We start from the raw sequence: 15,208 nt of genomic DNA, 5'->3' as shown, positions 1-15,208 counted from the left end.
TAAAAAAACAAAAGTTGGGGGGGTGGGGGGGGGCGGGGGGGGGGGGGGGGGGGGGGGGGGGGGGCGGGCCCCCCCCCCCCCCACGGGGGCGCACCGACGTCGGCGATGGGACGACGACAGACGTGGTGCGCGGGTGCCTGTCCCTCGGACACGCACCGGACCGCCTTCGCGCCACTGCGGAGTGGGGACTCCACCGGTCGGGTGGGGCCGCTGACGCCCGCGGCCCCAATGGCGGCCGACAGCGAATCTAACGTCGCTCGCGGCACCAACCCGCTGGATAAGTGGGGAATTTGCGGTACCCATACGGCGACTCGGAAGTCGCCGTCAAGGCGCCGTCAAACAAGGCTGAGTAGCCGTCAGGAACGCGTCAACGTTGGCCATCGGTGGCCGGATCCGGTCGCAGACTGATCGCCAACGGGGGACGGGCGACCGTCCGTGGCGTGATGTTGGAGGGACCGTGACTCTCACGGCCGAGACAGCGCGGGGTGCAGGGCCCGAGGGGGGCGCACCACCACGGCAGGAGGGGGCCGACCCGTCGGGGAGCAGCCCCGGACCGCGGACACCAGGGGGTCCGCCGACAGGCGATCCGGGTCCGGGGCCGCGTCCTCATCGGCAGGTCGTGGCCGCGCGGGCCGCTCTGCGCCGCCGTTTTCGGGCCACCGTGCCCGCGCGGCTGCGTCTTCTGCGCGCGGCCACGCTCCTGCTCGCCACCGCCGTGGCCGTGCTGCTGGCCGTCGCCGGGCTGACCGCCAACGGCACCTGGGACAGCGTGGCCGGACGCGCCGCGCCGCGCACCACCAGCGCGGCCGACCTCAATCTCGCCCTGAACGACATGGACGCCCAGGCCGCCAACATCCTGCTGTCCAGCGGCGACGCAGGCAAAGGGCGGCTGCGGACGCCGTACGACAAGGCGGTCGGCTTCTACGGCGACGCCCGGCGCGAGATCGGGCACGACCTGCGCACCCTCGCCGTCGCGGCCCAGGGGGACCGGTCCGACGAGAAGACCGTGGAGAACCTGACCGACGACTTCGCCGAGTACCAGGAGCTGATCGGACGCGCCCTGGAGAACGACGGGCGCACCGGCGGCAAGGCCGCCGCCCACGTCGACTACCGCAAGGCGACGGACCTGCTCCAGAGCAGGCTGCTCCCCGAGTCCCGCACTTTGGTCGACTCGAACGACCGCGCCTTCGACGCGGAGTACGGCGCCGCCCGCTCCGCCCTCGCCGGGCAGCTCGCCGCCCTCGTCGCGCTCGGCTGCCTCCTGCTCGCCGTGCTCGGCCTCCTCCAGTGGTACCTGGCCCGGCGCTTCCGCCGGATCCTGAACCCCGGCGTCCTCGCCGGCACCGTGTGCGCCCTGGTCGCGGTGGTCCTCGGCGCGCAGTTGCTCACCTCGTCGTCCGGGAACCTGCGCGTCGCCCGCCACGACGCCTTCGACTCCGTCGTCGCGCTCTCCCGGGCCCGGGCCGTCGCCTACGACGCCAACGCCGACGAGAGCCGCTACCTGCTCGACCCCCAGCGCAGGGACCGGTATGCGAGCGCGTTCCTCGCCAAGTCCCAGAAGCTGTACGGCATCCAGGACGCGACCCTCGACACCTACGACCGCGAACTGGCCGCCACCTGGCAGATGTACGAGTCCGACCACCACGACCTGCGCTTCACCGGCGAGTTCCGGCGCGAGCTGGACAACATCACCTTCCCCGGGGAGCGCACCGCGGCGGAGCGGACCGTGCGGGCGTACGCCGTCTACGAGCGCGACGACCGCAAGATCCGGTCGCTGGTGGCGACCGGGCAGGAACGGGAGGCCACCGAGTTCTGCATGGGCTGGGAACCCAACACCTCCAACGCCCACTTCGGCGCGTGGATGAAGGCACTGGACCAGGTGACGGACGTCAACCGGGCCCACTTCGACGCGTCGGTGCGGGCGGGACGGTCGGCGGTGGACACGCTGCTGCCGTGGGCGGCGGCCCTGCTGCTCGTGTCGATGGCGCTCACCGCGCTCGGGCTGCGGCCACGGCTGGCGGAGTACCGCTGACCCGGCCCTCTACGCGTCCGCCAGCCGGGCCTCCTCCAGGTCCAGGGAGCGCTGGAGGCGGCGGCGGGTGGTGTCGCTGATGCGATGGCCGTCGTAGAGGCGCTGGAGTTCCTCCGTCTCCACCGCGATGAGGTCACGCCGCAGCTGGCGGTAGACCAGGTCGGCGGACTCGGTCGCCGCGGCGCTGCCGTTGCTCTCGGCGAGCCGGTCGCGGGCGTCTTCCAGCCGGGCGTTCAGGCCGCGGCGCAGCCGGTCGACGACCACGTCGGGTACGGCCTCCAGCTCCGCGAGTTCCTCCAGTCGGGCGAGTCCGGCGCGGGCGAGGCGGGAGCGGGCCTCGACCTCCTCGCGTTCGGTGTGGGCGGGCTCCAGGGCGATGCCGGAGGCGCGGACGACCGGGGCGAGGGTGAAGCCCTGGACGACGAGGGTGACCACCACGACCGAGGTGGTCAGGACCAGCACCAGGGGGCGGTCCGCCAGCGAGGAGCCGTCCTTCGCGATCTCCGGGATGGACAGAGCGGCGGCCAGCGGCATCACGCCCCGGGTGCCCGCCCAGGTCAGGACCATGGGCACCCGCCAGTTCATGCGGCCGATCCCGCCCTTGCGCTGGACGACCGCCGACAGCGGCGCGAGCCACAGCAGACGTACGGCGATCAGCGTGGCGGCGACGGCGAGGGCGTACAGCGGCCACGCCCGGTCGCCGTCGGCCAGGGCCTGCACCTGCGCGGGCAGCGCCAGCCCTATCAGCGAGAAGACCACGCTCTCCAGCAGGAACACCACCGTGCCGTACACGGCGTGGAGCTGGAGCCTTATGCGCGCATTGGTGAGCCGGTCGCCCCGGCCGCCCAGGACCACCCCGGCCACCACGCACGATGTCACCCCGGAGGTGTGCGCGGCCTCCGCCAGCAGATACGCGGCGTACGGGGTGACCAGCGCGATCACCGTCTCCAGCACCGGCTCCTCGGTACGCCGCCGGATCAGGGCCACCACCCCGGCCACCGCGGCGCCGATCACCGTGCCACCACCGGCCAGCACCAGGAACTCGCCGCCCGCCGCGCCCCAGTTCGCCGCCGCCGAGGCGACCGCGATGCCCGCCGCCACCCGGACCAGCACCAGAGAGGTCGCGTCGTTGAACAGGCTCTCCGCCTGGACGAGGACCTGCACCTTCGGCGGCAGGGCGAGCCGCCGTCCGAGCGCGGTCACGGCCACCGGGTCGGTGCTGGCCAGCACCGCGCCCAGGACCAGCGCCATCTGCCAGGACAGGGGCGTCACGGTGGCGGCCACCGCTCCCACGGCCGCCGCGGACGCGAGGACCAGGCCGATGGCGAGGATCCCCACCGGTTTCCACACCGCCCGCAGCTCCCGCCAGGGCATCTCCTCGGCGCTCGCGTACAGCAGCGGCGGCAGCACGACCAGCCCGATGATCTCGGGGCTGATCTCGATCTCGGGGGTGCCCGGCAGCAGGGCCACGGCGAGACCGGCGACGACGAGCAGGGAGGGTGCGGGAATGCGCCACCGGCGCGCGAAGGTCGCCACGACGGTGGCCAGTACGACCAGTGCAAGAACCGTCCCGACGCTGCGCATGCCGTCCCCCTGGGGCTTCACGGGAGCCACCGTGGCTCCCACGCCGACCAGACTTCCCGGCACACCGCTTTCACCCTATCCGGCCACAGCACGTCAAGACAGTGTCAAGGTCCCCGGGACCGGTGCCAAGGAACCGCTAACAGCGCCACCGTCCGGCGCCCGAAAGAGCTTCCTTAGGAGCAGTGACCCGCTCTCCCGAGGGAGTTGAGCCAGTGAGCGGAGTGCGTCGGCGGCGATGAGTGACGTGCGGCCAGGACGACTGAAGGTCTACCTCGGGTCGGCCCCGGGAGTCGGCAAGACCTACCGGATGCTCGACGAGGGGCGGCGCCGTGCCGCCCGCGGGGCGGACGTGGTGGTGGGCTTCGCCGAGTGCCACGGCCGGCCCCGCACCGAGGCCATGCTGGACGGCCTGGAGGTCGTCCCGCGGGCCCGGTGCAGCTACCGGGGCGGTGCGTTCGAGGAGATGGACCTGGCCGCGGTGCTCGCCCGCCGCCCGCAGGTGGCGATCGTGGACGAGTTCGCCCACAGCAACGTCCCGGGCGGCGGCCGCAACGCCAAGCGGTGGCAGGACATCGAGGAACTCCTCGCCGCCGGCATCGACGTGATCACCGCGCTGAACATCCAGCACCTGGAGTCCCTCAACGACGTGGTCGAGAAGATCACGCACGTGCCCCAGCACGAGACGGTTCCCGACGACATCGTCCGCCGTGCCCACCAGGTGGAACTGGTCGACATGCCCCCCGAGGGACTGCGCCGCCGCATGGCGCACGGCAACATCTACACGCCCGAGAAGATCGACGCGGCCCTCGCCAACTACTTCCGGCCCGGCAACCTGACCGCCCTGCGCCAGCTGGCGCTGCTGTGGGTGGCCGACCGGGTCGACGAGGCGCTCCAGGAGTACCGCACCGAGCACGGCATAGGCCGGGTGTGGGAGACCCGGGAGCGGGTGGTCGTCGCGCTGACCGGCGGACCGGAGGGGGACACGCTGGTGAGGCGGGCCGCGCGGATCGCCGCCCGCTCCGCCGGGGGCGACCTGCTCGCCGTGCACGTGGCCCGCAGCGACGGCCTGGCCGCCGGGGTCTCGCACGCCTCGCTGGCCCGGCAGCGCCGGCTGGTGGAGGACCTGGGCGGCAGCTACCACTCGGTGGTCGGCGACGACATCGCGACGACGCTGGTGGAGTTCGCCCGCGCCGAGAACGCCACCCAGCTGGTCCTCGGCACCAGCCGCCGGGGACGGCTGGAACGGTTCATCACCGGGCCCGGCACGGGCGAGACCGTCACGGAGCTGTCCGGCGACATCGACGTCCACCGCGTCACCCACGAGCGCGCCGGGCGCGGCACCCTGCTCCCCTCCCGGCGCCGCACCCTGTCCACCGCGCGCCTGATCGCCGGACCGGTGGCGGGGCTCGTGCTGCCGGTACTGCTGACGGCCGGCCTCGCCCAGGTGCGCGGAACGGTGAACCTGACCAGCGAGGCGCTGCTGTTCCTGCTCGCCGTGGTGGGCGTGGCCTGCATAGGCGGGGTCACCTCGGCGGTGATTGCGTCGATCACGGCGTCGCTGCTGCTGAACTACTGGTTCATCCCTCCCGTCGGGCAGTTCACGCTGGACGACCCGAACGCGCTGCTCGCCCTCGCGGTGTTCGCGGTCGTCGCGGCCATCGTGGCCGGAGTCGTCGACCGCTCCCTCAGGCTGTCCCGGCGCTCAGCGCGGGCCACGGCCGAGGCCGAGACCATGTCGTCCCTGGCCGGCACCATCGTGCGCGGCGGCGCGACCATCCCGGCGCTGCTGGAACGCACCCGGGAGACCTTCGGGATGGAGTCGGCGGAGCTGGTGGACGAGCCGCCCGATGCCGGGGAGCTGACGGCCGTACCGGCCGGCCCCGGAGCCCATCTGGTGCTGCGCGGGCGCACCCTGTCCTCCTCCGAGCGGCGGGTGCTGGCCGCGTTCGCCGCGCACGTCGGCTCCGCGGTCGAGCGGGCCCGGCTCGCGGAGGCGGCGGCCGAGGTGGAGCCCGTCCGGGCCGCCGACCGGATGCGTACGGCGCTGCTGCGGGCCGTCGGCCACGATCTGCGCACCCCGCTCGCCGCGGGCTGGGCCGCCGTCGCCTCCCTGCGCAGCAGCGAGGTCGAGTTCTCCGCCGCCGACCGCGAGGAACTCCTCGCCACCGCCGACGAGTCCATGGCCAAGCTCAACCGGCTGGTGGAGAACCTCCTCGACCTCAGCCGCCTGGAGGCCGGTGTCCTCACCCTGAACCTGCGCGCGACCTCCCTGGAGGAGGTGCTGCCCACGGCGCTGGCGGACGTTCCCGGTGTCGAGGTGGCGGACACGGAGGCGATCCCGGCGGTGCTGGCCGACCCGCCGCTGCTGGAGCGGGTGATCGCCAACCTCGCCGGCAACGCCGCCCGGCACACCCCGCCCTGCGAGAAGGTCCTGGTCACCGCCAGTGCGCTGGCGGGCCGGGTGGAGCTGCGGGTCGTGGACCGCGGCCCCGGGCTGCCGGCGGCCGGCCGGGACCGCCTCTTCGAGCCGTTCCAGCGGCTCGGCGACACCGACAACACCACCGGCCTCGGGCTCGGGCTCGCGCTCGCTCGCGGCCTGACCGAGGCGATGAGCGGCACGCTCACCCCCGAGGACACTCCCGGCGGCGGCCTGACCATGGTCGTGTCGCTGCCCTTCGCCGAACAACACGCGCACCCGCAGAGTGCGCAGAGTGCAGGAGGTGCCTGATGAGCACCCAGACCAGCACGTTCCGGCTGCACCGCGCCGACCGGGCCCGCCCGGCGGCGGCTTCCTGGCCCGTGCGCGACCGGCTCGCCCTCGCGGCGGGCGTCCTGGCCCCGCTCCTGGTGGCGGCCGCGCTCGTACCGTTCCGTACGGACCTGTCGAGGACGAACGCCGCGCTGATCCTCGTGGTCGTGGTCGTCGCGGTGGCCGCGCTGGGCAGCCGTACGGCGGGCGTCGTGGCGGCGCTGTCGGCGGCGGCCTGGTTCGCCCGCGGCGCAGCCGCAATCGGACACAGCTTCCTCACCCGGCCGTACGAGACGTTCGACATCACCGCGTCCGCGGACGTCGAGACGGCGGTGCTGCTGCTCGTCGTCGGCCTGGTCGTCTCCCAACTCGCCGCCCGGGCCCGCCGCCTGGAGGTCGTCGCCGTGACCGACGCGGACCACCTGGCGCGCATCCACCGCACGGCCGCCCTCGCCCAGACCGCCAACTCGGCGGACACCGTGGTCGACCACGTGCGCGGCGAGCTGACCGAGCTGCTCGGGCTGAACGCCTGCCGCTTCGAGCACGGGACCCTCCTCGGCCGTCCGCCGCGGCTGGAGAAGGACGGCAGCGTGACGGTGGGCCGGCACACCTGGGACCTGGACACGGCCGGCTGGCCCGAGGGCGAGACGGAACTGCGGGCGTACGGCAACGGGCACTACCTCGGCCGCTTCATGCTCACCCCCGGCCCGGGGCCCGCCCCCGTGCTCCAGGCGCGCCTGGTCGCGGTGACCCTGGCCGATCAGACCGGTGCCGCCCTGGACACGTCGGGGCCGGTCGCCTGACCGGCCTGTCGTGCCGAGGCCGCCCGTCAAGATCCCGTCAAAGTCGGGCGGTCGCGCGCGAAGATGCCGCAAGGATCTGTCGGATGCGATCGGGAAGGGACACAACCTGGGTGCACCCGCGCACCGTTCGGGCCTCGTGCGCGGCTGAAGCAAGAAGGAGCACGCACCCATGTCCGTCCTGACCCTCGAGCCGGGCGCCGCCCCCGCCGACGAAGAGCCTCCCGATACCGGGGAGCGCCACCGCCTGACCGCCGTCACCGGACTCGCCGCGCTGTCGCTGGACGCCATGGCGTCGGTGGCCTACGGCCCGGAGGCGATCGTCCTGGTCCTGGCCGCCGCGGGCGCCCATGGCCTCGGCTTCACCCTGCCGGTCACCCTGGCGATCGCCGGACTGCTCGCGGTGCTCGTGGCGTCGTACCGGCAGGTCATCGCGGCCTTCCCGGACGGCGGCGGCTCCTACGCGGTCGCCAAGACGCACCTGGGTGCGCGAACCAGCCTGGTGGCGGCGGCCTCGCTGATCCTGGACTACGTCCTGAACGTGGCCGTGGCGGTCACCGCCGGTGTGGCCGCCCTGACCTCGGCCTTCCCGTCCCTGTACGACGACCGGCTGTGGCTGTGCCTGGCGGTGCTCGTGCTGATCACGGGCGTCAACCTGCGGGGCATCGTGGAGTCGGCGAAGGCGTTCATCGTGCCGACCGTCGTGTTTGTCGGCTCGATCTTCGTACTGATCATCGTGGGGCTCTTCCGCTCCCACCCCGTGAGCACGGTGACCGCAGCCGGGCACGCCTCGGCCCTCGCGGACAACGCCACCACCGTGGGCACCCTGCTCCTGCTGAAAGCATTCGCCTCCGGATGCAGCGCCCTGACCGGCGTCGAGGCCATCGCCAACGCCGTCCCCTCCTTCCGCGTCCCGCGGGCCCGGCGGGCCCAGCACGCGGAGGTCGCGCTCGGTGCCGTACTCGGCCTGATGCTGATCGGCCTGTCGGTGCTGATCTCCCGCTTCCACCTCCAGCCGGTCGAGGGCGTCACCGTCCTCGCCCAGCTCGCGGACGCCTCGCTCGGCCACAACTGGGCCTTCTACGTCATCCAGTTCGCGACGATGATCCTGCTGGCCCTGTCCGCGAACACCTCCTTCGGCGGCCTGCCCGTCCTGCTGAAGCTGCTCGCCCGCGACAACTACCTCCCGCACGTCTTCGCCCTCAAGGCCGACCGGCAGGTGCACCGCCACGGCGTGCTCGCGCTGGCCCTCGTCTCCGCCGCGCTGCTGGTCTTCTCGGGCGGCGACACCAACACCCTGGTGCCGCTGTTCGCCATCGGGGTGTTCGTGGGCTTCACCATCGCCCAGGTGGGCATGGTCCGGCACTGGCGCCTGGAGCGCGGCAAGGGCTGGCAGGGCAAGGCCCTGCTGAACGGTTTCGGCGCGCTGCTCACCGGTGTCGCGACCGTCGTCGTCACCGCGAGCAAGTTCACCGAGGGCGCCTGGCTGATCGTGGTCGCGCTGCCGCTGCTGGTCGCCGCCTTCGGTGCCGTGCACCGCGCCTACGACCGGATCGGCGAGCGGCTCGGCCTCGGCCGCGTACCGGAGGCTCCGCACCGCGACCGCTCGCTGGTGATCGTCCCCGTCTCGTCCTTGTCCCGGCTCACCTCGGAGGCTCTGACGGCCGCCGCCTCCCTCGGCGACGAGGTCCGCGCGGTGAGCGTCTGCTACCCCGACCCGGAGGACCGCACCCAGCTGCACGCCCTGGAGCGCGCCTGGGCCGAGTGGGACCCGGGAGTGCCACTGGTCCGGCTGACCTGCGAGCGGCGCAGCCTGGGGCGTCCCATAGCCGCCTACGTCCGCGAGGTGGCCGCCTCCGAGCCGGCCACCCGGGTCACCGTGCTGATCCCGGAGACGGAGCCGGAGCGGATGTGGCAGCGCCTGCTGCAGAACCAGCGGGGCGCGGTCGTCGCGCACGCGGTACGGCGGGAGACGGACGCGGTGATCTGCCGGCTGCGCTTCCGGCTGCCGTGAGCCAGGTCACCGAACGTCACGGTGGCCTACTTACCGGTACGGATCAGAAGCCGTAAGAGTCCCGTCAAAGGCGTGCGGGCGGCCGTATGGGAGCCGTCAACGGGTGACCAGATCCGGCCAGGGAGGCGCTTTCCTTCTAAGCGTCCGTTTCAACCGAACCTCACTCCAGGAGTTCGCGATGGCCGATCTGGCCTTCGTCGTCACCGTGATCGCGGGATTCGCGCTGGTGGCTCTTGTCGCCAAGGGGGTGACCAAGCTGTGACCGCCGAGAACATCGTCGGCCTCGTCGTGGCCGTCGCCCTGCTGGGCTATCTCGTCCTCGCCCTGATCTTCCCGGAGAGGTTCTGAGACACAACATGGGTCCCGAACTGGCCGGCGTGCTCCAGCTGCTCGCGCTGATAGGCGCGCTGGCGCTCGTCTACATCCCCGTCGGCAACTACATGGCCCGGGTCTACTCCTCCGACAAGCACCTGCGTGTCGAGAAGTGGATCTACAAGGGCATCGGTGCCAACCCTGACGCCGAGATGACCTGGCCCGCGTACCTGCGCGGTGTCCTCGCCTTCTCGGCGGTCAGCGTCCTCTTCCTCTACCTGCTCCAGCGGCTCCAGGGCATCCTGCCCGGCTCGATGGGCTTCGACTCGGTCAACCCGGCGCAGTCGTTCAACACGGCCGTGTCCTTCGTGACCAACACGAACTGGCAGTCGTACTACGGCGAGCAGACCATGGGTCACGTCGTGCAGACCGCCGGTCTCGCCGTGCAGAACTTCGTCTCTGCCGCCGTAGGTATGGCCGTCGCGGTGGCGCTGGTGCGCGGCTTCGCCCGCTCGCGCACCGGTGAGCTGGGCAACTTCTGGTCCGACCTGGTGCGCGGCACCTTCCGGATCCTGCTGCCGGGTGCTGCCATCGCCGCCGTCGTGCTGGTGGCGTGCGGTGCGATCCAGAACTTCTCCGGCATCCACGAGGTCGGCCAGTTCATGGGCGGCTCGCAGCAGTGGAACGGCGGTGCGGTCGCCTCGCAGGAGGCCATCAAGGAGCTGGGCACCAACGGCGGCGGTTACTTCAACGCCAACAGCGCCCACCCCTTCGAGAACCCGACCCCGTTCACGAACCTGTTCGAGATCTTCCTGATCCTGGTGATCCCGTTCTCGCTGACCCGCACGTTCGGCGTGATGGTCGGCTCGGTGAAGCAGGGTTACGCCATCCTCGCCACGATGTTCACCATCTGGCTGGGCTTCGTCGCTCTGATGATGTGGACCGAGTTCGCGCACCACGGCGCGGCGCTCCAGGCGGCCGGCGGGGCGATGGAGGGCAAGGAGGTCCGCTTCGGGATCGGCGGCTCGTCGATCTTCGCGGTGTCGACCACGCTCACCTCGACCGGCGCGGTGGACTCCTTCCACTCCTCCTTCACCGGACTCGGCGGCGGCATCACCATGCTCGGCATGATGCTGGGCGAGATCGCGCCCGGTGGTACCGGCTCCGGCCTCTACGGCATGCTGATCATGGCGGTCATCGCGGTGTTCATCGCCGGTCTGATGGTCGGCCGTACGCCCGAGTACCTGGGCAAGAAGATCGGTGCCCGCGAGATGAAGCTGGCGGCCGCTTACATCCTGATCACCCCGGCACTGGTGCTGGTCTTCTCGGCGGCCTCGATGGCGCTGCCGACCCCGCCGCACTCGATGCTCAACTCGGGCGCGCACGGCTTCTCCGAGGTCCTGTACGCCTTCACGTCGGCGTCGAACAACAACGGCTCCGCCTTCGCCGGCCTGAACGCGAACACCGACTGGTACAACACCATGACCGGACTCGCGATGCTGCTCGGCCGTTTCCTGCCGATGGTGTTCGTGCTGGCGCTGGCCGGCTCGCTCGCCGAGCAGAAGCCCGTCCCGGTCACGGCCGGCACCCTGCGCACCGAGAAGCCGCTGTTCACCGGCCTGCTGGTGGGCGCGATCCTGATCATCACCGGTCTCACGTACTTCCCGGCCCTCGCTCTGGGTCCGCTCGCGGAAGGGCTGGCGTGATGAGCACCGACATACAGAAGCAAGAGGACTCGATGTCCACTCCCACCCTTGCGCCCCACCAGGACGCACCGACCGGGCACAAGCCCTCCGAAGGACGGGTCGGCGCGGGCCTGTTCGACCCCAAGGCCCTGATCAAGTCGCTGCCGGACGCGTTCCGCAAGCTCGACCCGCGGGTGATGGTCAAGTCGCCCGTGATGTTCGTGGTGTGGATCGGCTCGGTGCTCACCACGGTGTTCTCCTTCAAGGACCCGGGCGACTGGTTCGGCTGGACGATCAGCGCCTGGCTGTGGCTGACCGTGCTCTTCGCCAACCTCGCCGAGGCGGTCGCCGAGGGCCGCGGCAAGGCGCAGGCGGACACCCTGCGCAAGGCCAAGACCGACACGGTGGCGCGCCGGCTGCTCGCGGACGGCACGTCCGAGGAGCAGGTGCCCGGTACCGCGCTGACCATCGGTGACCTGGTGGTCTGCGAGGCCGGTGACGTCATCCCGGGTGACGGCGATGTGGTCGAGGGCGTCGCCTCGGTCGACGAGTCGGCGATCACCGGTGAGTCGGCCCCGGTCATCCGTGAGTCCGGCGGTGACCGCTCCGCGGTGACCGGCGGCACGAAGGTGCTGTCCGACCGGATCGTCATCAAGATCACGACGAAGCCGGGCGAGACCTTCATCGACCGGATGATCAACCTGGTCGAGGGCGCGGCCCGGCAGAAGACGCCGAACGAGATCGCCCTCAACATCCTGCTCGCCTCACTGACGATCGTCTTCCTGCTCGCGGTGGCCACCCTGCCGCCGTTCGCCGACTACGCGGGCACGCACCTGACCATGGTCGTGCTGGTCGCCCTGCTGGTCTGCCTGATCCCGACCACCATCGGCGCCCTGCTCTCCGCGATCGGCATCGCGGGCATGGACCGTCTGGTCCAGCGCAACGTGCTGGCGATGTCGGGCCGTGCGGTCGAGGCCGCCGGTGACGTCTCCACGCTGCTGCTCGACAAGACCGGCACCATCACCCTCGGCAACCGCCAGGCCGCCGAGTTCGTCCCGGTCAAGGGCACCACCGAGGCCGAGGTCGCCGACGCCGCCCAGCTCTCCTCGCTGGCCGACGAGACGCCCGAGGGCCGCTCCGTCGTCGTCCTGGCGAAGGAGAAGTACGGGCTGCGCGAGCGCCACCAGGGCGAGCTGGCACACGCCGAGTGGATCGCCTTCACCGCCCAGACCCGTATGTCCGGCGTGGACGTCGACGGCCGCAAGGTCCGCAAGGGCGCCACCGCCTCGGTCATCGCCTGGGTGGAGGGGCAGGGCGGCACCGTCGCCAAGGACGCCGACGCGATCGCGAACCGGATCTCCGAGGCCGGCGGTACTCCGCTGCTGGTCGCGGTCGAGGACGAGCAGGGCGCCCGCGTCCTGGGCGTCATCCACCTCAAGGACGTCGTCAAGGAGGGCATGCGGGAGCGGTTCGAGGAGCTGCGCCGCATGGGCATCAAGACGGTCATGATCACGGGTGACAACCCGCTGACCGCGAAGGCGATCGCCGAGGAGGCGGGCGTCGACGACTTCCTCGCGGAGGCCACTCCTGAGGACAAGATGGCCCTCATCAAGCGCGAGCAGGCGGGCGGCAAGCTGGTCGCGATGACCGGTGACGGCACCAACGACGCGCCCGCGCTGGCCCAGGCGGACGTCGGCGTGGCGATGAACACCGGTACGTCGGCCGCCAAGGAGGCCGGCAACATGGTCGACCTCGACTCCAACCCGACCAAGCTCATCGAGATCGTCGAGATCGGCAAGCAGTTGCTGATCACCCGCGGTGCACTGACCACGTTCTCCATCGCCAACGACGTCGCGAAGTACTTCGCGATCATCCCGGCGCTGTTCGCGGCGGTCTACCCGGGCCTGGACAAGCTGAACGTCATGCAGCTGTCCTCGCCGAACTCGGCGATCCTGTCGGCCGTCATCTTCAACGCATTGATCATCATCGCGCTGGTGCCGCTGTCCCTGAAGGGCGTGCAGTACCGGCCGGTGAGCGCGGACAAGATGCTGCGGCGCAACCTCGGGATCTACGGCATCGGCGGACTGATCGCCCCGTTCATCGGCATCAAGATCATCGACCTGCTCATCTCCCTCATCCCCGGAATCGGCTGATCGCCATGAACAACTCCGTCACGAACACGGTCCGGTTGCTCGGGGCGGGCCTGCGTGCCCTCCTCGTGCTGACCCTGGTGACCGGCGTCATCTACCCGCTGGTCGTCACCGGCATCGCCCAGGCGGCGTTCCACAGCAAGGCGAACGGCTCCGAGACCAAGGCGGACGGCAAGGTCGTCGGCTCGTCCCTGATCGGGCAGTCGTACAACCTGCCGCTGAAGAAGGGGCAGGAGACCCCGGACGCGGACCTGAAGTGGTTCCAGGGCCGCCCGGCCAACGGGCTCGGCGCCAACAGCGTCAACACCCGGTACAAGCTGATCCTTTCGGGTGCGACCAACCTGTCCGCCGACAGCAAGGTCCTCGTCCAGCAGGTCGAGGACGCCAAGGCCGCCGTCGTCAAGGACAACTCCGTGTCCGGCTACACGGTCAGGTCGTCGGACGTCCCCGCGGACGCGGTGACCTCCTCCGGCTCCGGCCTGGACCCGGCCATCTCCCCGGAGTACGCCGAACTCCAGGTCCACCGGGTCGCCGCGAAGAACGGTCTGTCCGTCTCCGCGGTCGAGAAGCTGGTCAAGGACCACACCGAGGGCCGCACCCTGGGCTTCATCGGCGAGCCCCGCGTGAACGTCCTCGAACTCAACATCGCGCTCAAGGGCCTCGCGGCCAAGCAGTGACGTCGTTGTGCGAACCGCACGGGAGCCGGCGGCCCGGGAGACATCCCGGTTCCGCCGGCTCCCGCAGCCATGACAGGAGAGGCGCACACCCATGACCCGGGTGCTTGTGGTGGAGGACGACCCGCAGCTCGTACGGGCCCTCGTGATCAATCTGCAGGCCCGCCGGTACGGCGTCGACGCGGCCCCCGACGGTGCCACCGCGCTGCGTCTCGCGGCGGCCCGCCAGCCCGACGTGGTCCTGCTCGACCTCGGCCTGCCCGACATGGACGGCGTCGACGTGATCAGAGCCCTGCGCGGCTGGACCCGCGTACCCGTCCTGGTGCTGTCGGCCCGGCAGTCCTCCGACGAGAAGGTCGCCGCGCTCGACGCCGGTGCGGACGACTACATCACCAAGCCGTTCAGCATGGACGAACTCCTGGCCCGGCTGCGGGCCGCCGTACGCCGCACCGAGGAGCTTCCGCTCGTCCCGGAGACCACGCTGGTGCAGACGGACGGGTTCACCATCGACCTGCTCGCGAAGAAGGTCGTACGGGACGGCCATGACGTCCGCCTCACACCGACCGAATGGCACCTGCTGGAGATCCTCGTCACCCACCCCGGCCGGCTGATCACCCAGAAGCAGCTGCTGCACGAGGTGTGGGGCGTCTCCCAGAGCAACAAGACCAACTACCTGCGGGTCTACATGGCCCAGCTCCGACGCAAACTCGAGCGCGACCCCTCGAGTCCCCGCTATCTCATCACCGAGCCCGGCATGGGCTACCGCTTCGAAGGGTGACCATGGCACGCGGCAAACTCCGGATCTACCTCGGCGCGGCACCGGGCGTCGGCAAGACCTACGCCATGCTGTCCGAGGCGCACCGCCGCATCGAGCGGGGCACCGACTGCGTGGTCGCGTTCGTCGAACACCACCGCCGCCCGCGCACCGAGGTGATGCTGCACGGCCTGGAGCAGGTGCCACGCAAGGAAGTCGCGTACCGGGACAGCACCTTCACCGAGATGGACGTCGACGCGATCCTCGCCCGCCGCCCCCGGGTCGCTCTCGTCGACGAGCTGGCGCACACCAACGTCCCCGGCTCCCGCAACACCAAGCGGTGGCAGGACGTCGAGGAGCTGCTCGCGGCGGGGATCGACGTCGTCTCGACGGTCAACATCCAGCACCTGGAGTCGCTGGGCGACGTGGTCGAGTCGATCACCGGGGTGCGGCA

11 protein-coding genes and 1 pseudogene are annotated in these 15,208 nt (G+C 71.3%); 11 read left to right on the top strand and 1 reads right to left on the bottom strand.

Annotated features, from left to right (window positions below; all coding sequences use genetic code 11):
• The first annotated feature begins 619 nt into the window (after positions 1–619).
• Entirely contained in the window at positions 620–2,032 is a 1,413-nt protein-coding gene (locus tag ABZ471_RS43900) for a hypothetical protein (protein ID WP_359074762.1), read from the top strand.
• A gap of 9 nt (positions 2,033–2,041) precedes the next feature.
• Here ABZ471_RS43900 and ABZ471_RS43895 read toward each other — a convergent pair whose 3' ends face one another.
• Positions 2,042–3,616, bottom strand: a complete 1,575-nt coding sequence (locus ABZ471_RS43895; protein WP_359074763.1) for a Na+/H+ antiporter — start codon at positions 3,614–3,616, stop codon at positions 2,042–2,044.
• Positions 3,617–3,851: 235 nt separating this feature from the next.
• On the opposite strand from ABZ471_RS43895, the gene ABZ471_RS43890 reads away from it, so the two are divergent.
• The 10 genes and pseudogenes from ABZ471_RS43890 to ABZ471_RS43845 form a co-directional block, all read left to right on the top strand.
• Positions 3,852–6,344: an ATP-binding protein gene (locus ABZ471_RS43890; protein ID WP_359074761.1), complete on the top strand. Its 2,493-nt coding sequence runs from the start codon at positions 3,852–3,854 to the stop codon at positions 6,342–6,344.
• The gene (locus ABZ471_RS43885; protein WP_359074760.1) at positions 6,344–7,168 is read left to right on the top strand and encodes a DUF4118 domain-containing protein; all 825 of its coding nucleotides are present in this window, start codon (positions 6,344–6,346) and stop codon (positions 7,166–7,168) included. The genes ABZ471_RS43890 and ABZ471_RS43885 overlap by 1 nt, the downstream gene beginning before the upstream one ends.
• A 169-nt stretch (positions 7,169–7,337) precedes the next feature.
• Positions 7,338–9,179 (top strand): APC family permease, encoded by a 1,842-nt coding sequence (locus tag ABZ471_RS43880; RefSeq protein WP_359074759.1) that lies wholly within the window; start codon positions 7,338–7,340, stop codon positions 9,177–9,179.
• Positions 9,180–9,282: 103 nt separating this feature from the next.
• Complete coding sequence (locus ABZ471_RS43875; RefSeq protein WP_359074758.1) at positions 9,283–9,441, top strand: hypothetical protein; 159 nt, start codon at positions 9,283–9,285, stop codon at positions 9,439–9,441.
• Positions 9,438–9,527, top strand: coding sequence for a K(+)-transporting ATPase subunit F (gene kdpF, locus ABZ471_RS43870; protein ID WP_016434100.1), 90 nt, complete (start codon positions 9,438–9,440; stop codon positions 9,525–9,527). The genes ABZ471_RS43875 and kdpF overlap by 4 nt, the downstream gene beginning before the upstream one ends.
• An 8-nt stretch (positions 9,528–9,535) precedes the next feature.
• Complete coding sequence (gene kdpA / locus ABZ471_RS43865; RefSeq protein ID WP_359074757.1) at positions 9,536–11,197, top strand: potassium-transporting ATPase subunit KdpA; 1,662 nt, start codon at positions 9,536–9,538, stop codon at positions 11,195–11,197.
• A complete protein-coding gene (gene kdpB / locus ABZ471_RS43860; protein WP_359074756.1) occupies positions 11,197–13,329 on the top strand; it encodes a potassium-transporting ATPase subunit KdpB in 2,133 nt (710 codons plus the stop codon). The genes kdpA and kdpB overlap by 1 nt, the downstream gene beginning before the upstream one ends.
• 5 nt (positions 13,330–13,334) lie before the next feature.
• The gene (locus ABZ471_RS43855; RefSeq protein WP_359074755.1) at positions 13,335–14,003 is read left to right on the top strand and encodes a potassium-transporting ATPase subunit C; all 669 of its coding nucleotides are present in this window, start codon (positions 13,335–13,337) and stop codon (positions 14,001–14,003) included.
• A 91-nt stretch (positions 14,004–14,094) separates the two neighbouring features.
• The gene (locus ABZ471_RS43850) at positions 14,095–14,778 is read left to right on the top strand and encodes a response regulator (protein ID WP_359074754.1); all 684 of its coding nucleotides are present in this window, start codon (positions 14,095–14,097) and stop codon (positions 14,776–14,778) included.
• Between the two features lie 2 nt (positions 14,779–14,780).
• Positions 14,781–15,208, top strand: a pseudogene (locus tag ABZ471_RS43845) (histidine kinase); the annotation flags it as partial.

Origin of the sequence: Streptomyces sp. NPDC005728 (assembly GCF_040630895.1) — a bacterium.
Lineage (GTDB): Bacteria > Actinomycetota > Actinomycetes > Streptomycetales > Streptomycetaceae > Streptomyces.
This window is presented reverse-complemented; position numbering and strand designations above follow the sequence as displayed.